Source organism: Leclercia sp. CFBP8987 (genome assembly GCF_034044995.2).
In the GTDB taxonomy this organism is placed as follows: Bacteria; Pseudomonadota; Gammaproteobacteria; order Enterobacterales; family Enterobacteriaceae; genus Enterobacter; species Enterobacter tamurae.
On the sequence record NZ_CM188255.1, the window covers coordinates 2,288,738 to 2,311,752 of the forward strand.

Annotated in this window: 16 protein-coding genes; 8 read left to right on the forward strand and 8 right to left on the reverse strand. The window is 54.8% G+C overall.

Annotated elements, in window-relative coordinates; all coding sequences use genetic code 11:
* Positions 1-50: 50 nt before the first annotated feature.
* From SOM40_RS11095 to SOM40_RS11110, 4 genes are all read left to right on the forward strand, one after another.
* Positions 51-827, forward strand: coding sequence for an isocitrate lyase/PEP mutase family protein (locus tag SOM40_RS11095; protein WP_312186984.1), 777 nt, complete (start codon positions 51-53; stop codon positions 825-827).
* Positions 811-1,878, forward strand: a complete 1,068-nt coding sequence (locus SOM40_RS11100) for a bifunctional transcriptional activator/DNA repair enzyme AdaA (RefSeq protein WP_320530974.1) — start codon at positions 811-813, stop codon at positions 1,876-1,878. The genes SOM40_RS11095 and SOM40_RS11100 overlap by 17 nt, the downstream gene beginning before the upstream one ends.
* 48 nt (positions 1,879-1,926) lie before the next feature.
* Positions 1,927-2,781 (forward strand): diaminopimelate epimerase, encoded by an 855-nt coding sequence (gene dapF / locus SOM40_RS11105; protein WP_320530973.1) that lies wholly within the window; start codon positions 1,927-1,929, stop codon positions 2,779-2,781.
* Between the two features lie 254 nt (positions 2,782-3,035).
* The gene (locus SOM40_RS11110; RefSeq protein ID WP_320530972.1) at positions 3,036-4,286 is read left to right on the forward strand and encodes an MFS transporter; all 1,251 of its coding nucleotides are present in this window, start codon (positions 3,036-3,038) and stop codon (positions 4,284-4,286) included.
* Between the two features lie 53 nt (positions 4,287-4,339).
* Here SOM40_RS11110 and SOM40_RS11115 read toward each other — a convergent pair whose 3' ends face one another.
* Both SOM40_RS11115 and SOM40_RS11120 read right to left on the reverse strand, forming a co-directional pair.
* Positions 4,340-5,563: an MFS transporter gene (locus SOM40_RS11115; RefSeq protein WP_320530971.1), complete on the reverse strand. Its 1,224-nt coding sequence runs from the start codon at positions 5,561-5,563 to the stop codon at positions 4,340-4,342.
* Positions 5,564-5,948: 385 nt separating this feature from the next.
* Complete coding sequence (locus SOM40_RS11120) at positions 5,949-6,857, reverse strand: LysR family transcriptional regulator (protein WP_320530970.1); 909 nt, start codon at positions 6,855-6,857, stop codon at positions 5,949-5,951.
* Positions 6,858-6,979: 122 nt separating this feature from the next.
* Between SOM40_RS11120 and SOM40_RS11125 the strand changes: the two genes are divergently transcribed.
* The gene (locus tag SOM40_RS11125; RefSeq protein WP_320531009.1) at positions 6,980-8,368 is read left to right on the forward strand and encodes an MFS transporter; all 1,389 of its coding nucleotides are present in this window, start codon (positions 6,980-6,982) and stop codon (positions 8,366-8,368) included.
* A 91-nt stretch (positions 8,369-8,459) separates the two neighbouring features.
* A complete protein-coding gene (locus SOM40_RS11130; RefSeq protein WP_261643602.1) occupies positions 8,460-9,296 on the forward strand; it encodes an alpha/beta fold hydrolase in 837 nt (278 codons plus the stop codon).
* Between the two features lie 41 nt (positions 9,297-9,337).
* Here SOM40_RS11130 and SOM40_RS11135 read toward each other — a convergent pair whose 3' ends face one another.
* From SOM40_RS11135 to SOM40_RS11155, 5 genes are all read right to left on the reverse strand, one after another.
* Complete coding sequence (locus tag SOM40_RS11135) at positions 9,338-10,519, reverse strand: aminotransferase-like domain-containing protein (protein WP_106992853.1); 1,182 nt, start codon at positions 10,517-10,519, stop codon at positions 9,338-9,340.
* 99 nt (positions 10,520-10,618) lie between these two features.
* Entirely contained in the window at positions 10,619-12,613 is a 1,995-nt protein-coding gene (locus SOM40_RS11140) for a TonB-dependent receptor domain-containing protein (RefSeq protein WP_320530969.1), read from the reverse strand.
* Between the two features lie 10 nt (positions 12,614-12,623).
* Positions 12,624-13,685 carry a 7-bladed beta-propeller protein YncE gene (gene yncE, locus SOM40_RS11145; protein ID WP_320530968.1) on the reverse strand — a complete coding sequence of 354 codons (1,062 nt, stop codon included), beginning with the start codon at positions 13,683-13,685 and terminating at the stop codon, positions 12,624-12,626.
* A 116-nt stretch (positions 13,686-13,801) separates the two neighbouring features.
* Positions 13,802-15,094 (reverse strand): type II toxin-antitoxin system HipA family toxin, encoded by a 1,293-nt coding sequence (locus SOM40_RS11150; RefSeq protein ID WP_414672298.1) that lies wholly within the window; start codon positions 15,092-15,094, stop codon positions 13,802-13,804.
* Positions 15,095-15,123: 29 nt separating this feature from the next.
* Entirely contained in the window at positions 15,124-15,375 is a 252-nt protein-coding gene (locus tag SOM40_RS11155) for a helix-turn-helix domain-containing protein (protein ID WP_106992856.1), read from the reverse strand.
* An 806-nt stretch (positions 15,376-16,181) separates the two neighbouring features.
* Between SOM40_RS11155 and SOM40_RS11160 the strand changes: the two genes are divergently transcribed.
* Both SOM40_RS11160 and SOM40_RS11165 read left to right on the forward strand, forming a co-directional pair.
* Entirely contained in the window at positions 16,182-19,982 is a 3,801-nt protein-coding gene (locus SOM40_RS11160; RefSeq protein WP_320530966.1) for an NAD(P)-binding protein, read from the forward strand.
* 298 nt (positions 19,983-20,280) lie between these two features.
* Positions 20,281-21,621, forward strand: coding sequence for a glycoside hydrolase family 10-like protein (locus tag SOM40_RS11165; RefSeq protein ID WP_320530965.1), 1,341 nt, complete (start codon positions 20,281-20,283; stop codon positions 21,619-21,621).
* A gap of 69 nt (positions 21,622-21,690) precedes the next feature.
* Here SOM40_RS11165 and SOM40_RS11170 read toward each other — a convergent pair whose 3' ends face one another.
* Positions 21,691-22,947: an MFS transporter gene (locus SOM40_RS11170; RefSeq protein WP_320530964.1), complete on the reverse strand. Its 1,257-nt coding sequence runs from the start codon at positions 22,945-22,947 to the stop codon at positions 21,691-21,693.
* Positions 22,948-23,015: the final 68 nt, after the last annotated feature.

Consider the following 23,015-nt stretch of genomic DNA (forward strand, 5'->3'; position numbering starts at 1 on the left):
ATTCATCGAATCCCTTAGATTCACCCTGTACCTTATTACAGGAGAGAATCATGACCTTCGCTGAACTTCACCATCAACACACACCCTTAGTTATCGCTAATGTCTGGGATGCGACCAGTGCTATAGCGGCGCAACAGGCAGGTTATCAGGCTCTGGGGACGTCAAGTGCAGCCATCGCTGCGATGCTGGGTTACGAGGATGGAGAAGCAATGTCGTTTGACGAATTGCTCTATATTGTCACGCGGATCACGTCCGTCAGTAATCTGCCATTAAGTGTTGATGTTGAAGCGGGGTATGGCAGTAACGCGGATGAGATAGCGGAGCATCTTAAGCGTCTTGCGCAGGCGGGCGTGGTAGGGATAAACCTTGAGGACAGTAAAGTCGTTAACGGGGTCAGACGACTTGTGGACGCGCTGCTATTCTCCAGGAAGTTAGAAGCGATTCGCACCCGGTTGAACGCAGAGAATCATCAGTTGTTTCTTAATATCCGTACCGATACCTACCTGCTGGATCATGAGCACGCGTTACAGGAAACGCTTTACCGGGGCCGCCTCTACAAAGCCGCGGGCGCGGACGGGCTTTTTGTTCCATGCCTGACGTCAGAACAGGATATAGCGATGATTGCTAAGGAGCTCAACCTGCCATTGAACGTCATGTGTATGCCCGATCTCGCCACCTTCGGGAGACTGAAGCAAGCAGGAGTAAGCCGTATCTCAATGGGGAACGTTGTGCATTCGGCTATTCAGTTGCAGCTGAAGAATTTGCTGGAACGTATCCAGGCGCAGCAGTCATTTGCAGAGGTCTTTATTGATGAAAGTGCTCAATAGTAAGCAGTGCGATCTCTGGTATCAGGCATTACTTGAGCGTGATTCCGGGTATACGGGGGTATTTTATGTCGGCGTCAAAACGACAGGGGTATTCTGTATTGCGGTATGCCGGGCCCGGAAACCGAAACGTGAGAATGTGGAGTTTTATACAGATTTTAAATCTGCCCTCGATGCCGGGTACCGTCCCTGTAAAGTGTGTCGACCCACTGAAAATGCGCACAGTGCGCCGACGTTCATCGAACAGGCGCTTGAGCTTGTTCGCGCAGATCCTAAAACCAGGATAAGCGATACGGCTCTACGTAATCATGACATTAGCCCCGAGCGGGTGCGGCGCTGGTTTCTGCAAAATCACGGTATTACTTTTCAGGCATTTCAACGAATGCAGCGGGTTAATATTGCCCTGCAGGAGTTAAAAAGTGGACGTAACGCGACCGATGTCGCTTTTGACAGTGGTTACGAGTCATTAAGCGGTTTTGGCTATACCTGTAAACGTCTTACGGGCGTTGCGCCGACCGAACAGACCAGGGTGATCGTTATTCAACGTTTCACCACCACGCTTGGCCCCATGTTTGTGTGCGCCACGGAACGGGGAGTGTGTCTGCTGGAATTTACCGACCGTCGTATGCTGGAGACAGAGTTTCGCGATCTCCAGCGTCTGTTAAAGGCGAGGATCATGGCGGGGGAAAATAGTCATACCCGCCAGACGGAAAGAGAGATACATGAGTACTTCTCTGGTACCCGGCAACATTTTGATCTCACGCTGGATGCCCCGGGCACGGATTTCCAGCGCGCCGTGTGGCAGGCGTTACGCGACGTTCCTTACGGTCAGACATCCTATTATCAATCCCTTGCCGGGCAGATTGAAAAACCGGCTGCCGTACGCGCGGTAGCGGCGGCAAATGGCGCTAACCGGATAGCCATTGTAATTCCATGTCACCGGATTATCGGCAAAGAGGGGGCAATGACCGGTTACGGGGGAGGGATCGCACGTAAAGAGTGGCTTATTGAACATGAACGAAAGCAGCGTTCACTTTTTTGTCCTGCGGGCTGAAAAATACGGTAATGTATTTGTTAAATAAACAAATTCAGAACGCTATCCATGACACCTTTGCTATTCCATAAATATCACGGGCTCGGTAATGATTACCTGGTGTGCCACCGTTCTGTCGCAGAGCAGCTGAGCACCGAGCAGATTCGTATCCTATGCCATCGCCATTATGGTGTAGGCTCTGACGGTCTGCTTATTGACAGTGGGGATCAACATCAGCCCACCTTACGCATCATCAATCCGGACGGTTCAGAAGCCGAGAAAAGCGGTAACGGTCTGCGCATCTATGCTCGCTATCTTTTCGATATCGGCCGCGTCGGACACGAGCCGTTTTTAGTGCACACCGCAGGTGGGGATGTACGTTGCCGGGTACATGACGATCCGCATCAGATCACGGTGGAGATGGGGCAGGCGAATTTCAGTCCGGCGGCACTGCCCGCGCTGATTGACCAACCTGAAGTGCTGAATCATCCCTTAAAGATGGCGGATGAAACTATCCTGGTATCGCTGGTCTCAATGGGCAATCCACACTGTGTTGTGCTGGTGGATAAGCTCGATCTGGCGCTGGTTCACCGCTTAGGGCCGCAAATAGAAAATCATCCTGTGTTCCCGAAACGCACCAACGTCCAGCTGGTGGAGGTCGTCGATCGCACTACGCTGCGTATTGGTATCTGGGAGCGGGGCGCCGGTTTTACGATGGCTTCCGGCAGCAGCAGCTGTGCAGCAGCCAGCGTTATGCGTAAATTAGACCGGGTCGATAATTGGGTCAGCGTGAATATGCCCGGTGGGCAGCTGCAAATCAGCTTTGATGACAATTTTCAGGTCAGCATGTCTGGCCCGGTGCATAAAATTGCCAGCCTGACGCTGGACGAAGACTGTTTTGCTGGTGGGAAGGTCGCCAGCTGATTTTGCGTCTTCTCGGACTGGCAGCCTGCAACGGGTTGCCGGTCGTTTTAGGATTAACTACCGCGTTCTATAGCCTGATTCATCCTTTCCCTTATATTTCTCTGCGACCAATAGCCCTCACATCATAAGCTGGCAAATTATACATTTCGTTAACATTTATATTGCAGCTGCTGATGAATAATCTTAATAATATTTAGGCGCTTATATTTCATAGCGATCCAATATGTTAATAAAAATAATTATCAGGATAACTTATGACGACAAAACCTGCCGCTGAAGTGAGTGCGGTACCGGGTCTGTTTCAGACGCTAAAAACCTTCCCGGCAACTGTCCATGCGCTGCTCTTTTTTACCTTCATTGTTCGCTTTAGCTATTTCATGGCATGGCCGTTTATCGCGGTGATCATGACGCAGAATTACCATATGTCGCCGATTGCCATTGGCGTGGCGATGACCAGCAGTGCGCTGTTATCGGTGGCGCTCGGCATGTATGGCGGGCAGATTTCGGACAGGTTAGGGCGCCGGATCATTCTTCTGCTGGGCTGTGGCTTTTCTGCCGTAGGCTATATCACCCTGGCGCAGGCCACCGGGATGGGGCTGTTTATTACCGGCCTGATGATCATCGGCGTGTGTTTTGCGTGGGTTGATCCCCCGGTGCGTGCTCTGATGAGCGATCTACTTGGCGATCGCCGCCGCCGTGCACTGGCCCTGCAAATGCGTTACTACCTGATCAACGTCGCGGCGGTATTTGGTCCGCTGGTCGGGATAGTCTTTGGCCTGACATCCCAGAAGGGGACGTTCCTGATCACCGGGCTGACCTATCTGCCGTTTTTTGTCTACGTGCTGCTGTTTATCCCGGCGGGTAAACTGCTGGGGGAACAGCAGGGGGCCAGCGCCCCGGCGATTAAGCTGCATCAGGTGATGGGAATCATTGCCAGGGACAAAATCTATATTGCGGCACTGCTGTGCAGCATTTTATGCAGCATTGTTTTTATCCATTACGAAGCTGTATTGCCGCAATACCTGATGTTACTTGACGGCAACGCGGCGGTTAAGTTGATAACCCTGATACTGGTGACCAATGCCTGTACCGTGCTGGTGTTCCAGAGTTTTATTATGCGGTTTCTGGCGCAAATCAACCTGCCAAAACGCATTCTGCTGGGTGGCGCCATTTTTGCTTTGTCGCAGCTCTGCATGTTTGCCACGCGTTCGACGGAAGTCTGGCCATGGCTGACGGTCACCGTCGTGTTCAGTATGGGGGAGGCGATTCTGATGCCGAACCTGAACATCCTGCTCGATCAACTGGCACCGGCTGAGCATCGCGGTGCTTATCTGGGGGCTTCAACATTAACGACGCTGGGGGTAGCTCTCGGGCCGTTGATCGGCGGCGTGATGCTGGCCATGACCGGAGCGGGCGTATTTATCAGCACCGCATTACTGAGCCTGCTGCTGTGTGCAATTATTTATGCTTGTCGGGTCAGGATGTTGGTGCGTTTGCAGGATTGATAGTGATGATAGCCAGCATGGAACATAAAGCCTGAGGATCCTCAGGCTTTATTTTAATGTGAGCGCTGTCTTCGTCGGATATATAGCCATACGAAGGTCAGCGTGAGTAATGGAATTCCATGGAAAATAATAATGACCATTGAGGGCGCTAACCAGATATAGAAGGGCGCCACTATCAACATTCCAACACCAAAACCTGTCATCTGTAAGAGCGTGATCAGGCTAAAAATAGGTAGCCTTAATGATTCAACTTCACTTTGGATGCGTGAGATGAGGCTAACATCCGCAAGTCCATCTCCAGTGCCTGCGAAGAAAATAAAGAATAATGCCAGAGAGACGGCGTTTTGTTGGAACGTTAAAATAAACCCCAGCGACATTAATGCTACACCATAAAAGAATAAACGCTCAGTTCGTATCCCTCGCTTAAGCAAAAGATAATTTGCCGCTCTTGCACCTGCAAATTTCCCACCGGCCCAGACTGCCAGCAGAAGACCCATCGTTTTTCCTGGTGATTCAGACGTCAGAAGCTCTGAAATGACAGGAAACCCTACGTTGTGGGCAGCACTCCCGAGAGTATCAGCCATAGTTACCAGCAACATGCCTGCCATCAGCGGTGCTGTTTTAAGTCCTTTAACAAGATTACTCCATTCGTTACGCTGATTTTTCTTCTCTACGCCCGCCGGGGTAACCAGAAAGCGTAAAGGCAGTATAGATAAACCTGCAAGGAGGTAAGTGAGAATATTGGTGATGAATACCAGCTCATAACCGTTCGCAGCCAGCAAAATACCCGACACCATACTACCCGTAACTGCACCGGTCGCAGATGCTGATGTTAACCAGGCATTAGTCGCAACCCGGCGGGAATCATCCACCCAGTATGGCAACTGGCTGTTTAGCCCAATTGCAAACATCGAATTGCCTATGCCAATTCCCAGAGCGATAAAAGGCAAAAGATAGATTTGTACGGAATAAGGAAAAATTAATAATGATGCCAGCAGCGCCGCGCGAAGAACATCCAGTATTACCAGGGGCAGGCGTCCGGTGAAACGTCTGAAATAAGGGACGCCAAACAAGCTTGCTAAAATTCCGCCGGTAACGCGACAGGCCAGAAAAATACTCACTTGCATCACACTTTGGCTTAGCACGTATACATAGGTGGATAATGCCACCATGTTTAAAAAAGCGCCGAAATCGGAGATAAAGCGGGCGGAAACGATCAGCCAGCCATTTCTGGCAGACCGATTAATCATTTCTTCATCCGGGTGCGCATCAGTCATACAGTTATCCTTTGCGGAAACGACAGGTGATCAGCAACAAGTATCATAGTCTGCAGCGTAATTTCACACAGCCTACAAAATATAGAAAAGACGCGACCGGACGGTATCCTGTGCCAGATGAACATTGAGCTGGTCTGCGAGTCTGAATCCCTTGATGGCGAATCCAGGTGTCTGACATCTTAAGTCTCTTAGTCCTGAGCAGACAGGACTATTTCGCGGTTATAAACATCAGTGCGCATAATGTATATTATGTTAAATGCGATATTGCGATACCCAGGTCAGCCATCTCCTCAGCACCACTCCCGGCATTTACCGCTTTAATAACTCCCGCTCACGCCCTGATTCTGGCGCGCCGAATCGAAGATGTGCGATTCGGCGCGCGGATTCACTGTCCCACCGTCCGACACACCGCAATCACCCTCTCTCTCAGCCAGCGATGGCCGGGATCGTTTTCCATTCTGGGATGCCACATCTGCGATACCGTTATGGTTCGGGTTTTAAAGGGCAGCTCAAAAACATGCAGTTGTTCTGTCATATGCGGGTTTTGCAGATAGAGCGCCGGCACCATGGCGACAAGATCGGACGCCAGCGCCACGGACAACGCTGTCGGAAATCCGGGCACCACGCTGGCAATCTTTCGCGTCATCCCTGCCTCTGCCAGCGCATCATCCACAAACCCGTGTAACGATCCGTCGGGCGCGGCCACCACATGACCCCAGGAGACATAGTCGTTGAGGCCGATGCTGGTTAACGATGCCAGCGGATGCGTCTTACGAACCGCACCCACAAACCTGTCCTGAAAAAGTCGTTGGAGACGAATTTCCGGGCCCATATTGCTCTGCACGCCAATCTCCAGATCCACCAGGCCCTCGCGCAGATAGCGGGATGTTTTTTCAGGTTTCGGTGCAAAGCGGATGCAGACGTCAGGCGCCACTTCAGCCACGGCGGCAATCAGCGCCGGGCCAAACGCGACGACAAATCCATCATTGGCTCTGATAGTGAAAAAACGCGCCAGATTTTGCACGTTGAGCGTCTCCATGGAAGGTTGCAGCACCGCCCTCGCCTCATGCACCGCGTTCCGGGCGCGATCCCGGGACGCTTCAGCCCAGGGCGTCAACACCATATTGCGTCCTGCCCGCACCAGGATCGGATCCCCCGTCACGTCCCGTAGCCTGCTGAGCGTGCGGCTCATGGCTGACGTACTCAGGTTTAAACGCCGCGCTGCCCCTGCAACGCTGGCCTCTGCCAGCAGAATGTCGAGCGCGACGAGCAAGTTAAAATCAGGATCGGACATGAGAACCTCTGAGCTTAGATAAGGCGTTCGGTGCAATGATTAAGTGTAAACGCTGCATCTTCCGCACTCTATACCCCAGGAATATAGTTTCTTCATCTCAACACCCTCGAGGATTCCAGATGATGACACTATTTTCAAACCAACCCGGTGACGAAGGGCTGCCAGGCCAGGCGCGCGCCCGGGTTATGATCGCCGTGATGATGACCACGCTGATGGGCGTATTTGATGGCACGATGATCAACATTGCCCTGCCCTCGATGGCGCAAGCCATGCAGGTGCCCGCGGGTTACGCCGTCTGGTTCGCCAACGGTTATCTGCTTTCTGCGGCCATGACGTTGCTCATTTTCGCCGCGCTCGCGGCCCGCTACGGAACGCGCCCTGTTTTTCTGGCGGGCCTGGCGACATTCACCCTGACATCACTGGGCTGCGCGCTGGCAACAACGCCGGTGATGCTTATCGGAATGCGCATTTTGCAGGGGATCGGCGGCGCGGCCACATTGAGTATCGCCCCGGCGATCCTGCGCTCCGTCTTTCCGGGGCGACTGCTCGGGCGCGTTCTGGGTCTGCACGCCCTGCTGATTGCGTCCAGTACGGCTATTGCCCCCGTGCTGGGCGGCACCATCCTCGACATTCTGAGCTGGCAGTGGCTGTTTGCCATTAATTTGATTCCGGGAACCCTCGCGCTGGTGCTGGCAGGCAAGGCATTACCGGGACACGTCACGTCCGGCATGGCTGGGTTCGATTTACCCGGCGCAGTGCTGTCGGCGACGCTTCTGGGTTCAACGATCATGATGGCCAACAGCTTTTCCCGCCCTCACGAGGCGCTCTGCTGGGGGCTCCTCGCCCTGGGCTGCACGGTTGTGTTTATCTGGCATATCCGCCGCGTCCGCGCGCCGATACTGCCGCCCGCCATTTTCCACAACGGGCGTTTTACCCTCGCCGCCTTAACATCGCTGGCCTCTTTTATCAGCCAGGGCATCACTTTCATCGCGTTGCCTTTCCAGTTTCAGACTGTGTATGGCTACAGCCCTGTTGTGTCCGCACTGCTGTTTATCCCCTGGCCGATCGGCATCGTGCTGATTGCGCCTCATCCAGGCCGTTGGGCCGATACGTTTTCTGCGCCGCTGATCTCCACCCTTGGGCTGATTATTTTTGTCGTCGGGTTGATCCTGCTGGCGACGCTGCCCGCCACGCCTGCCATGTGGGATATCTGCTTACGTAGCCTGGTGTGCGGGATTGGGTTCGGCTGTTTCCAAAGCCCCAACAACCGGGAAATGCTGGCGAATGTTTCCCGGGAGTATGCCAGCTATGCCTCCGGGATCTTGTCCATCGCGCGGACGTTTGGGCAATGCCTGGGCGCTGCGGTAGTCGGGATCCTGCTCGCCGTTATGTCGACTGAAGCCGTTAATATTGCCCTGTGGATCGCCGTCGCCGCCTCTGTCGCATCGGTGGTTTTCAGCCTGAGCCGGCTGCGCAAATCGCTGAACTACTCATTTGGAGGCAATCGCTAATTATCTCAACTAGACTTCTAAGCGGCTGTTCGTCATCACGTATCGGCTCAGCCACTTCACTCAGGTTTTTTCACTCCCCGAGAGGTCTACCATGTCATTTGTCACCACAAAAGATAATGTCAGTATCTTCTATAAAGATTGGGGCCCCAAAGATGCACAACCTATCTTCTTCCATCACGGCTGGCCATTAAGCGCGGATGACTGGGATAACCAGTTACTGTTCTTTTTAGCGGAAGGTTTCCGGGTCATCGCCTCCGACCGTCGTGGTCATGGCCGTTCCGATCAGGTCAGCGACGGCCATGATATGGACCATTACGCGGCCGATGTCTCTGCCATTGTTGAGCATCTGGATCTGCACAATGTGGTACATGTCGGCCACTCCACCGGCGGTGGTCAGGTGGCGCGTTATGTGGCGCAATACGGCCAACCGCAGGGCCGGGTGGCGAAAGCCGTTCTGATCAGCGCCGTACCGCCATTGATGGTCAAAACGCCAGACAATCCGGGCGGCACGCCGATTGAGGTGTTCGATGGGTTCCGTCAAGCGCTGGCGGCAAACCGGGCGCAGTTCTATCTCGACGTGGCGACAGGTCCTTTCTACGGCTTTAACCGTGACGGGGCTGAAATTTCGCAGGGCACCATCCAGAACTGGTGGCGACAAGGGATGATTGGTAGCGCGAAGGCGCACTATGAAGGCATTAAAGCGTTTTCAGAAACGGATCAGACCGCCGATCTGAAAGCGATCACCCTGCCGGTGCTTATTTTGCAGGGGGATGACGATCAGGTTGTGCCTTATAAGAACGCCAGCCTGCTCCAGGATGAACTTCTCAGCAACAGCACCCTGAAAGTGTATCCGGGCTATCCGCACGGGATGCACACCACACATCCAGATACCATCAACAAAGATTTACTGGAATTTATTCGCAGTTGATAAGTTACAAACGGGTGGCCAGGGCCACCCGTTCCGGGAAGTTACAGGGAGGCTTTTAACCGCGCCACTGCTTCTTTCAGGTTCTCATCCGTGACGCTGACGTAAGACATACGCAGCGTGGCATGATCCGGTTCGTTGCAGTAGAAGAACTCCCCAGGCACATAGACCACGCCGTTGTTCAGCGTCTTTTTCAGCCACTCCGTGGTGTTCATCTCGTATTTGAATTTCGCCCACAGGAACATGCCGCCCATCGGTTTATGGAAGGTCAGATGATCGCTCAGCTCACTTTCTACGTGCTGACACAGGATCTGGCATTTGTGTTTATAAGCCTCGCGGATCAGGTCGATTTGCCCGGCCAGGCGGCCGCTCTCCAGGTAGTGATACGTCAGCGACTGCGATAATGAGCTGGTGTGCAGGTCGGTCGCCTGCTTGAGGATCACCACCTGACGTTTTATCCAGTCCGGCAGCACTAACCAGCCAACCCTTGCGCCTGGCGCGAGGATTTTTGAAAAGGTGGAGGTGTAAATGACGTTATCACTGCAGCCCATCTCTGCCGCCCAGGCTTTCAGTGGCGTGAAGGTCTTGTCGGTGAAGTTGATTTCACCGTAGGGATCGTCCTCGATGATAACAAAATCGTAGCGCTGGGATAATTCCACCAGTTGCTTACGACGCTGCTCTGCCAGAGTGACGCCGCCCGGGTTACCGAACGTTGGCACAATATAGACGGCTTTGACGCGCGTGGTCTTAACCAGCGCTTCCAGCTCATCGATAATCATCCCTTCGCCGTCGGTCCCCACCGACATCAGGTTAGCTTCCGCTAACTGCAGAACCTGCAGTGCAGCAAGATAAGTTGGGCGTTCGACGACCACGATGTCGCCCGGGTTAATCAGCGCCCGCGCCAGAATATCCAGTGACTGCTGGGAGCCGGAGGTCACCACCACGTCGTCCACGCCGCAGTTAATCCCCCTGCCGCTCAGCAGCTGGCAGATGGCGCCGCGCAGCTCCGGGCTGCCCTCGCTCAAACCGTACTGAAACGCCTCTTTCCAGGTGCTGGAGAGCACCTTCTCCATAGCCAGTTCCAGCCCTTCACGATCGAAAAGATCCGGGTTGGGAATGCCCCCGCCGAGTGAAATCACCCCTTCCATCTTGCTGTGTTTTAATAATTCTCTGATCGCGGATGACTGGAGGTTTTGTACTTTGTGGGCAATTTTGTTCTGCGACATCTTTTATTATCCTGGTTTGTTGTATCCCAGTTTAAGTATCACATGTAGAACGTTTTAACCAGCCGAAGAGACCGGAGCCCACAGGCTCCGGCAGTGGGATCAGAACTCGATACGGGCACCAACGTTATAGCGTCGACCTTCCAGCATAGAAGACTGGTTGTAAGAGGTGCGGTAGATCGGGTTCACATCAAACAGGTTATAGATGCCGGTCATCAGCGTCACGTTCTTGTTCAGATGATAACGCGCGCCCAGGTCGACCAGCGCGTAGGCGTCCGTTTCGCTCGATTTGCCAATGTCCGGGGAACTGCTGCGCCAGCTGGCTTTGGTCCACAGCTCGAGATCATTCACCGCGTTCCAGGTCAGGGAGACGTTGGCCATACTTTCCGGGAAATCGCTCAGGGCATAGCCTTTATACTCCCCGCTCTGCTGTTCGCTGTGCGTGTACGTATAGTTGGCGTTGGCTTTCAGGGAAGCGGTAACCTGCCAGTCGCCGTTCAGCTCCAGACCGTAGATCTGCGCATCGCTGACGTTGGCGTACTGGAAGACGGTATCGGCGACATACCCGTTATAGGTACACTTCTGCGTGTCCGACGCGGTACAAATGAGATGGTCGCTGATTTTGTTCTTGAATTTGGTGTAGAAAAGCGTCGCGTCCAGCGCCAGCGCATCCCGCTGCCAGTACAGGCCCAGCTCGGTGTTGACACTCTCCTCCGGCTTCAGATCGTCATTCCCGATACCGATTTCCGAGTAAGGATAAGCCCCGTATACGCTGGTAAAGCCTTCGTTATTCTGGCGCAGATCCGGTTTCTTATAGCCAGCAGAGACGCCGCCCTTCAGCGCCCAGCTTTCATCGATGGTCCAGTTGCCGTAGAGCTTAGGCGTGACGTGGTAACCGAAATAGCTGTCGTGATCCAGACGCGCCGAGGTGGTCAGGGTGAAGTCCGGAACGATCATCCAGGCATCTTCAGCAAATACCGCCCAGCCGTCGCGCGTAATTTCACTCACCGGCGTAACGCCCGGGGCTTCTTTATCCTTGATACCGAACTCATCGTCCAGTTCGTTGCGGGTAAAGTTCACGCCCAGCGTCAGCTTGTGATCGCCCAGCGTAAAGGTATTGGCGCTGTTGGCCTCGTAGTTTTTCTGGGTAATAAACTGCGATGACATCCCCGGGACGCGGTACTCGGTTTTGGCTTTTTCGTAGCTGACGAAGTTCTTCACTTCCAGGATATCGCCATACCAGGCATGTTGTGACAGCGAGGCGGCATCGCGATCAAAGCCCCAGTACCACTGCTTATCGTTATGGGTCTTCTCCTGGTTGCCCTTGGTGGCATTCAGATCCCAGAGCTGGGTATCGGTCGGCGACATAGAGATGGTCGCGTCCAGATTCCCGGACTGATGCTTCACAAAGCGTTCATCGTTGATGCTGTCATCGTCGCGGCGATCGAGATAATCGGCAGCCACACTCACCCCGAGCTTGCCCGGGATCACCGGCCCCATTAAAAAGAGGTTGGTCTGGTTGGTATTGCCGTATTCGCTCTTCTCCTGCAGGAAGTAGTTATCCTCCAGAACTCCGGTCCACGTCTCCAGGTTATAGGCTTTTTTGGTAATGACGTTTACTACACCGCCGATGGAGTCAGAGCCATACAGGGAGGACATCGGCCCGCGGATCACTTCGATTCGCTCGATGGCGGAAAGCGGCGGCATAAAGGCGGCTTCGGTGCCGATATGGTGTCCATACGGGCGGGATTCGCGGGTAGCCTGTTTGATACCGTTCACCATGTACGAGGTATACGTAGAGTCCATCCCGCGCATCTGCACATCGCCGGTCGCCAGGCTACCGTGACCGTTACCGACCAGCACGCCCGGCATTTCGCGCAGGGCTTCGGTGACGTTCTGATTCGAGCGAGTGTTCAGCTCTTTTTCATTTACCACGGAGATTGTCGCTGGTGCTTCGCGGCGTTCCTGGCTAAAACCGGTCGCGGTTACCACCAGTTCATCTTCGTTCACAGCGGTGTTTTCTGCGGCGAAAACGGCCACCGGCAGGTTAGCCAGGGCGAGCGAAACCGCCACGGCCATGCGTGTTTGCTTTATCACAACAGGATCCTTAGAACTGGGTTAAATCAATCTTGAGCACGTAATCAGCGTTATTCGCTTTCTCATCCTGCTTGACGCTGGCGTAGAGCGTGCGTGCATCGGCAGAAAGCGCGAGGCTGTTAGGCATCGCCGCGGTTTTAATGGTGTGTTTCAGGCGGTTGTTGGTCGCGTCGATCACGCTAATCTGACGATCGTTGCGATGGGTGACATAGACTTCATCGCGCGCGGCGTTGTAGAGCACGGCAACGGAATTAGGTGTCGGGACACGGTGCAGGAGTTTGCCGGAATTCAGCTCCACAACCAGTAGATCTTTGGTGTTGGTGTCCGCGATATACCCCACCCCTTTCGCGGTGTTGAGCGCGATGTTGAGGAAGTAATGTTCCGGATCGGCAGGATCGACTTTTACGCGGGCAAGCGGCTGCGAGGTTTTACCATCCAGGGTGATCAGCTCCCCGGCGCCGGAGACAACGTAAACCTTGTCGCCTGCCTCATCCACGGCAAAACCGACGGGCTCCAGTTTTTCCAGCGTCTGGTCCAGCGCCTGCTTATGTGTATCCACGACCCACAACAAACCTTTACCTTTGCGCCCAATCCCGGAGACATAAAGACGCTGATGCTTCTTATCCAGCACCACTTCCCGAACGTGGGCTTTCTTATTCGGATCTGAATCGTCGCTCAGCTGGATCGTTTTGATGACCTTATTGTTACGCGTGTCGAGCAGCGTGACCGACCCTTCCAGGGCATTGCCCAGATAGAGAATGTGCTGCTCCTGATCCAGCGCGACGGCAAAGGTGCGACGTTCGGTCGGGATCTGGTGCTCAATGTTCAGCGTGGAGGCCGCCAGCTGGAAGACCAGCCCTGCCGTCTTGTCTTTATCAAACGAGGGTGCAGAGGCGGCATAGAGGGCATTCTGGCCTTTATCATAGGCCAGCTCATAGACTCCCGGCCCCAGCGGCTGGACGAGAAAATCCTTCTCAGTGAACTCTTTAGCGAATAGCGAGCCAGCGTGCATAGCCAGACAAATGGCGAGGGCACACAGAGTTTTGTTCTTTACGGCAGAGGCGTTTTTCATGTCATTATTCTTTACAGTTGCTTACGTAAAGAAAAATGATAATGAAAATAAATATCATTTACAATTGTAAATATATCTCAATTACCTACCAGTTTTGGTACCCGTATCCATTGCGATTACGTGGCCAACCCATTGAAACGCCCTATCCTTGCCGCCTGGCTGGCCAGACCGTCGAAAATAGCCTTGCTCACCTGCGGCGGGAAATCTGACGGCAGTTCTGCCCTGACGGAGGCGATAACCTCGTTGGTGCGATCGGCCATCTCCGTCATCAAACGGCGGGCAGCCTCCTGCGAAAAGCCTGCAAAGGCCGCGGTGCTGATAAAGTGACGCGGCTGGATCATCGCGAAATGGTACTGCCGGTTCTTCCCTTGCAACGCCATCGCCATCTTGGCCTTTTTGAGGGGGATCCCCCCGGCCTCGAACAGCGGAAACGCGGAGATCACGTCGTACAGCGGCGTCATGCGAAATGAGGAATCCGCCTCAATAAACAGGCTGAAATTCTTGCCGTGGCCATCAATGGCGGCCAGCATCCAGAACAGGATCTGCGTCTTAAAGAACATCTCGCGATCCTGTCCCGCCAGGCGCGAACCAAGCAGCAGCTTCATGGCGTCGGCGATCCCGGGCCCACCATGCGACTCATATTTCAGCGCCGGTGAGACGCCCAGGGCCTGACAAAAATCCTCCTGCGGCAGACGCATCAGCCAGCCGCTACGGGCCCAGCGCCGATCGAAACGCTCGATAATCAGCACTTTTTTGCCACCAAACTGCGCCATTTCGGCATGCGCAACGGGGAAACCAAAGGCTTTTGCGATGCGCAGGCACAGCCATTCGTTCTCGCAGCTTTCGCTCAGGTCGATGTTGTTCTGCTCGATTCTGCCGATCGGCAGCTTGAAAATATGGCTGGTTGGGGTACTGCCCTGGGGCCGCTGCCAGCGATCCTGATACCACAGCAGCGCCGTTTTCTCCTGCGCCCCGGCCAGCGAAATGCGGAAATCGGCCTCCTCCTCTGTCATCCCCAGCGGTGCCATCTGATATCCGTCGAGCAGCGCGGCAATCTGCTCATCATCCAGTGGTTCAGCCACCATATCCATTACCGGAGGGATCTCCTGCCCGGGCGGATAGAGCTGAATAGCGCCGACGCAGTCCCGGCCGACGCTGGCAAGCAGATCAAAAGGATGGGCGGTCTCAACCTGGAAACGGGCCTGCATGCGGGCAATGATCGCCTCGGAGTCAGGCAGCAGGTTGCTGAAGAAATTAAAAACCTGCGCGCCTTTGATCCTGCCGTGCTGCAGCGGCAGTGAGAGGGAAATCCCGCGCGAACCGGGCTCTGCTAGCCACTCGGGGGCATACTGAAAGGACATCGCCCCGCTACCGTCGCGATGCAGCGTACCTACCACGTCGCCATTCATCGCGACAGTCAGACGTTGTGCGCGCACCCTTACCACTCCTTCGTCCAGGCGTTGTTATCCGGAAGCGAAGCACCGCGTTTCACCACGTGCAGCTCCAGATCCAGCGCCGCGAGAATTTTGAACAAGGTTTCCAGCTTGGTTGAGCCCGGTTTGTTCTCGAAATCCGATACGGTGGTTTGTTTGATGCCAACCTGTTCAGCCGTCGCCGTTTGGGTTAACTTATTGACCTTACGCTGATCCCGGACGGCCTGTGCCAGAGCGTCTGCTGATGTCACTTTCATGATTATCCCCCATAGCGGATATTTTGAGAAAATCCCCTACAGGGGATAAAATGAGAATAACCCCTTCAGGGGATAAGTGCAATTTATCCCCTCAAAAGGATACGTGTCCGCTCCTGGCCTGTTGTTCTGTCAGACTCTGTTAATGAGCACTATGCTGAGGTACATATTTGAAAGAGCAGTTATTGTATGTTGTAACTACGGATAGTGTTTATATTGCAGTAGTTTATTTATTGCGCTTAGAAGATTCTTGTTTTTATATTCACCCCATAATTAGAGCCCACCAAAAATAATTAACCATAAAGGCTCGCTTGCCGGTTCGTTAATTCAGATGTGTAAAACACGCGGTGACGGGAAACTAACGTACCGGCATCTAATGCTTTACGCGGACAATAAAAAATAATGTCGCTTAACCGAAGCGTGACATGTAAAAAAAGCATCGCTATCCACCAATGATTTTAATCATCTTTTTGAAAACCGAAGCCGACGCCCCATGAAAAGACCCCGCTGTTCATCAGCGTTCCCGTCTATGATTTAAAGATAAGAGAGCGGTAAATCTGGTTCGCACTTATTTCTGCAAGGGATGTTGAAACAAACCTGGTACTTCCGGGTGGTTTTTTTTTGACTCTGTTTCGCGTTTAATCAAATAAGTGGAGGGGATAAATATGCCTGGACTTGAAGTAAACCGTAGTGAGGTTCTTATTATTCTGCCGAGTATTGAACCCTGAAAGGGATAATTAATTTTCCCATTTAAATACCATGCCGGTTTGTTTTTTATTGATTAGCACTATCCATACGGGAGCAGTGAGATGCCTATTTTTCACTCATTCTGGCAGGCGGGGTTTGAGGGTGCGAATTTTGTTACACGGCAGGGTCATGCCCTATCCATGGATCATGAAACGGGCCATGACAGCAGACATCACGATGATTACAGGGCGCTTAGCCCTTTTAATATCGCCACGGTCAGAGAGAGCGTTGGCTGGCGCCTGACTGATAAATCAGGCGGTTACGATTTTAGCACTGTTACCGCAAAAATGGTGTCGGCAAAGGAGAACGGTATCCAGATTTGCTGGACGATTTGTCATTACGGCTGGCCAGACAATGTCGATTTTTTCTCAGATGAATTTGTAGCGCGTTTCGCCCGGCTGTGCGGCGCGCTGGCCGCCTTCTTGCGCCCCTGGTATCAGGAGCCGCCGGTCTACTCCCCGGTCAACGAAATCTCCTTCACCGCCTGGGGTATTGCCGTGGGTCTGTTTCCTGCCGCCCTTCCTGCAGACATAAACGGTATACAAATCAAACGGCAACTGGTTCGCGCCAGCCTGGCTGGCTGCGATGCCATCTGGGCGGCCGATCCCCGGGCGAGAATTTTGCACTGCGACCCAATTGTTCATCTGATTTCTCCCGACGAAGACCCCACGACCAAAGAGGAAACCGAGGCACTGCGTACCGCGCAGTTCCAGGCGTGGGACATGTTAGCGGGACGACATGAGCCGGAGCTGGGTGGCCACCCGCGTTATCTGGATCTGATCGGGGCCAATTATTACCACGACAATCAGTGGATAACGGGAAACAACCAGCGCCTTCCCTGGCATCTTGGCGATCGCCGACGACGACGATTACACGAGATGTTGCAGGAACTTTATGAACGCTATCACCGCCCTATTCTGCTTGCCGAAACAAGCCATGTTGGCAGTGGACGTGGAGCCTGGATTAACGACGTCGCCTCTGAGGTGGCTCAGGCTCAGCTGGCGGGCGTTGAGCTCTCCGGAATTTGTCTTTACCCCATTATTGACCGCCCCGACTGGGAAAATAATGCCGTCTGGCATCACTGCGGTTTATGGGACATCTCCCCGGATAAAGAGCGACATCTTAATACCGTTTATGCACGCGCGCTTAAGCAAACCCAGTCCCGGCTGGAATATTTTCAACAGCCATCAGGCGCCTTTACCTGCAACGGCACAGAGGTATCAGATATGAAAAAAATCTATGTGTTTAGTCACCTGCGCTGGGACTTTGTCTTTCAGCGTCCACAGCATCTGATGACACGTCTTGCCCAGCACTATCACATCGTCTTTATCGAAGAGCCGCTGTATTCAGCGGACAAACCTGAGCTGAAGCTCTCCCGGCCCGCACCGAACGTCACCGTGGTTCAGCCGCACACCCCGTCAACGACGCCAGGATTCCATGACGAGCAGATTGCTTTTCTGGAAACGCTCCTGACAGAGCTTCGGGAGCCGGACGAAACCCCGGTGGTCTGGTTCTACACGCCGATGGCGCTTCCGCTGCTGAAGGTATTTACGCCGGCAATCGTGATCTACGACTGCATGGACGAACTTGCCGCCTTTGAGAAAGCCCCACGCCAGCTTTTGCAGCGTGAGTCAGCCCTCCTGACCCGGGCGGATATTGTCTTCACCGGCGGCCCAAGCCTGTATGAGGCAAGAAAAGGACGTCACCCGAACATTCACTGTTTTGCCAGTAGCGTCGATGCGGTCCATTTTGAGCAGGCGCTGGATCGCGGAAATCATCACCCGCTGCAGGAAGACATTCCGCATCCGCGGTTGGGGTATTACGGGGTCATTGATGAACGGATGGATTTATCGCTGATTGCCGCCCTGGCGGATTCACATCCGGAGTGGCAGATCGTGATGGTCGGCCCGGTGGTGAAGATCGATCCTGCCACCCTGCCCAGACGTAGCAACATCCATTATCCCGGCATGCAGCCGTATCAGGCGCTGCCCCAGTTTCTTGCCGGCTGGGATGTGTGCCTGATGCCGTTCGCGCTGAACGAATCCACGCGTTTTATTAGCCCGACAAAAGTGCTCGAGTACATGGCCGCGCAGCTTCCGGTGGTGAGCACCGCCATTGCCGATGTCGAAAAACCCTATAGCCACGTGGTAGCCGTCGCTCACGACCAGTCAGCGTTTATCGCCGCCTGTGAACAGGCGCTGGCGCTGCCGGAAGAGACCCGACAAGCACAGCAGCAGATGATGCAGCGTATTATCGCCAGCACCTCCTGGGATAAAACCGTGCAGAGCATGCACGAGCTGATTGAGCGCGCATTTTCACACTATCTGGATGCCTCCGCTGCGACGGTCAATGCAGCGGATAGCAACCCGGAGGACGCTTCTTCCGAGCCGGTTTTACGCCTGATACCAGCGAAACAGGCCCATACGGAAACCGAAAAGTGTTTGATCCTCGGGGCCGGACCCACCGGCCTGAGCGCGGCCTATCACTATGGTGAAGGGGCGACGTTGCTTGAGCGCAACACCACGGTTGGAGGGCTCTGCCGCTCGATTCAGGACAAAGGTTTTACCTTCGATTATGCGGGCCACATTATGTTTTCCGCGGACGAAGAGGTGCTGGCGCTGTACAAGACGTTACTGGGGGACAATATCCACTGGCAGATCCGCGAAGCCTGGGTCTATACCGACGGCGTCTATACCCGCTACCCCTTCCAGGGATCGCTTTACGGTCTGCCGGCCACGGTTGTCAAAGAGTGCATTCTGGGGGCTATCGAGGCGCGCTACGGAACAGGCTCTGACGTACAAAGCATGACGAACTGCGCAGAGAAAACCGGTCAAGGTAAGCATCACCACGACTGCTGTGCCGATGGCGCGGTGCCGGACTACATCAGCGCAGATCCGGCAGAAAAAGCCCCCCGTAAAGACAGTTTTGAAGCCTTCATCTATGAGACGTGGGGCAAGGGGATCGCCCGGCATTTCGCCATTCCTTACAACAAAAAGCTCTGGACGGTACCGCTGTCGGAAATGGAGACATCCTGGCTGGGTGGTCGCGTCCCCCTGCCCGACCTGGAGCAGATTATCGAGGGTGCCCTGAATGAGACTGCGAAGCCGATGGGGCCAAATGCCCGCTTCGGTTATCCGCTACAGGGTGGTTTCCAGGCGCTGATGAACGGATTCCTGCCGCACATCAAAGGACGGATCGAGACCGGGGCTGAAGTCAGTAAAATTTACGCCAATCAGCATATTGTTGCCCTCGCAGACGGACGGCAGTATCGCTATGAACGGATGATCAGCACCCTGGTGCTGCCGGAGCTGATTCGCCTGATGGGTGATGAGGTGCCGCCAGAAGTCCGCAAGGCAGCGAAAGGCCTGCGCCACGTCTCGGTTCGCTGCGTCAATCTGGGGGTTGGCCGGGACAATCTGACCGACAAACACTGGATCTACTACGCCGGTAAGACGGTATTCCACCGCATTTTTGTTCAGGGCAACGCCAGTCCCTTCTGCAGTCCACCCGGCAGCTGCGGCCTGACCTGCGAAATCAGTTACTCACCGGATAAACCGCTGCCGGTCGATGGCCAGGCGCTGATCGACCGCTGCATTAAGGAGTGCATCGAATCCGGCATCATTTCGGCCGAGGATGAGATTATCACCGCCAACCAAATCGATATCCCTTACGCCTACGTGATTTACGATCAGAGCAGGAAGGAGAACGTAGAAACGATCCGCAAATGGCTGTTGCTGCATGGCATCACCCTGGCCGGACGTTACAGCGAATGGGAATACTACAATTCGGACCATGCGTTTATCGCCGGGAAAGTCGCCGTTGAGAAAGTCCGGGGGTCAGCTTACCGGCATTCTGTTTCCTGACGGTAAGATGATTAACCTGTTCAGCCGTCGCCGTTTGCGCTAACGTATTGATCCTACGTCGGTCGCAAACGGCCCCGCATTTCTGCGAGGCTACGGCCAACGGGCACGATGCTGAGTGTTATATTGCAATGATTAGATTGTATGTTGTAACTATTAGCATGGCCATTTAGGGTCCACCAGCCAATTGCCGCCAGGGATGATAGGGATGATAGGGATGATTATTGTCTTCCCCCCTCCCTGAGATTGACTTACCTCCGAATAGAACCAAAATAAATGTTCCCGGCGACACACTGTAGAAATGGAGTCTATCATCGCCTGCTCACGTCATTCTCAGCTTGCTACCCACCTTAAACGCTCCGGCGCGCTGATCGCCTGGGCGTTGTTACTGGTCAGTTGCAGCTCTACCCCACCCAAATCACTGGTCACCCCGCTGCCGCCGGTCGCTAAACAGCCCCTGCCGGATAAAACAGGACCTCATGAGCCGGTGCGCGGCGTCTGGCTGGCGACCGTCTCTCGTCTCGACTGGCCACCGCTGGCGTCGGTGAACGGTCGCCCTGCCGCATCGCGGATCGCCATGCAGCAAAAGGCCCTGACCGATAAGCTGGATAACCTGAAAAGTCTCGGGATTAACACCGTGTTTTTCCAGGTCAAACCGGACGGCACGGCGTTATGGCCATCAAAGATTTTGCCATGGTCGGATATGCTGACCGGCAAAATCGGGGAAGCTCCGGGCTACGACCCGCTGCAGTTTATGCTCGATGAAGCGCACAAGCGTGGGATGAAGGTCCATGCGTGGTTTAATCCGTACCGCGTGACGACCAATACCCGGCCCGGCACGGTCGCGGAGCTGAACCGTACCCTGTCGCTCAACCCACCGAGCGTGTTTGTTCTGCATCGGGAGTGGATCCGCACCGCAGGCGATCGCTATGTTCTCGACCCTGGCATTCCGGAAGCCCGGGAATGGATCACCAGCATCGTGGCGGAAGTGGTATCGCGCTATCCGGTGGACGGCGTGCAGTTCGATGATTACTTCTATGCGGAATCCCCGAACTCAACGCTCAACGATAACCAGACGTACCGCCAGTATGGGCAGAGTTTTGACTCGAAAGCTGACTGGCGACGTGATAATACCCAACAATTGATTACCCAGGTGTCGCGGACCATTAAGCAGATCAATCCCAACGTTGAATTTGGCGTGAGTCCGGCAGGAGTATGGCGTAACCGCTCTCACGATCCGGCCGGGTCCGATACCCGGGGTGCCGCAGCTTACGACGAGTCTTTCGCCGATACCCGACGCTGGGTGCAGCAGGGTCTGCTGGACTACATCGCCCCGCAGATCTACTGGCCGTTTTCCCGCGATGCGGCGCGCTATGACGTGCTGGCGAAATGGTGGGCTGGCGTGGTGAAACCAACCCATACCCGGCTCTACATTGGTGTCGCGCTGTATAAGGTGGGCGAGCCGTCGAGCAAGGAGCCTGACTGGACGGTGCAAGGCGGCGTGCCGGAGTTGAAAAAACAGCTGGATCTGAACGAATCCGAGCCGCAGATCGACGGCACTATCCTGTTCCGAGAGAACAACCTGAATCAGCCCCAGGCGCAGGAGGCAGTGCGGTATCTGCGAACCCGCTGGGGGTCGTAGCCTTTGCCCGGAGCTGCCGGGCAGTTTGGTTCCAGAAAGGAATTGCCGGGGGCGCTTCGCTTGCCCGGCCTACAGGCTGCGATCGGCGGACATATCGTGCGCTTTAATGTCAGAACCACTCTCGAGCCGTCTGATAGCCGGCACCAGGCAGGCCCCTGCCGTGGCGATCACCACCGCAACGGCGGAGACCAGCAGCACGTTGCTGGTGCCGTACTGGATCGCCAGCGGGCCAGCGATGAGCTCACCGAAGGGAATGGCCACAAACGACCCCACCGCATCGTAGGCGTAGACACGCGCCAGCTTTTCCGGGGGAATGTGGGTTTGCAGCGACTGAGCCCAGGCCACGCCAAACAGACCAAAGGTGACGCCAGCCATAAAGAACGCGGCCATAAGCCAGGATGTAGCGGCAAGCTGGCTGAGCATGAAGATGGGTAAGGCGCAGAATGACATCAGCATGACCCCAATGAAGAGGTCTCGACGCGGACGCCAGCGCAGGGCGAGAGATGACCCGACGATCAGGCCCACGCTCTGGGACGCAATAATCATCCCCCAGTGCGCCCGCCCAAAAGAGGCATCCGCAATCACCGGCCCGAGCACCATCATCACGCCACTGAAGGCGGCGTTAATAATGGTGAACTGGACGACGATAGCCCATACCCAGGCCCGGCTGGCGAACTCTTTCCATCCCTCTTTCAGGTCCTGCAGGATATTACTTTGCGATGTCCCGGCATCCAGTCGCGTCACGCGGATCAAAGAGTAGAGCGGTGCCGCGGCAGCGAAGCCCAGCGCATCAATGGCCAGCCCCCAGCCGGGGCCGACGTAGCTGATCAGAATCCCCCCCAGCGACGCGCCGATCACCGTTCCACCGTAAATACCGGCCTGCAGAAAGGCGTTAGCCTCACGCAATTTCTGCGCAGGAACCGTCTGAGGGATCAGCGCCGACGAAGCCGGCAAGGCGATCCCGGCGGCCGCGCCATTGAGCGCCCCCAGCAAGGCCAGCCCGATCACCGTGGCGGAACCGTCCAGTACCGACCAGGCTACCATCGCCTGCGAGACGGCTGCCACCAGCGAAGACGAAACTAACACCCGGCTGCGGGAATAGCGGTCCGCCAGGACGCCGCCCAGCAGCAGGAACAGCACATTGAAGATTGACCGGGACGCGACAACGATACCTAAATCAGAAACCGATCCCCCAATATCCAGGACCGCAAAAGCCAGCGCGATGGGGGCAATGCCATTGCCCAGCACGGTGAGGAAGCGGGCGGCAAACAGATTGCGAAAGGCGGAGAAGTGAAAGGCACGAAGGTTTTTATGATGCGTTGTCATGAGATCAATAGCGTCGGGATTGGGAGAAGCATTATAACGAAACGGCGTTTCAAAAACATCCAGTAATG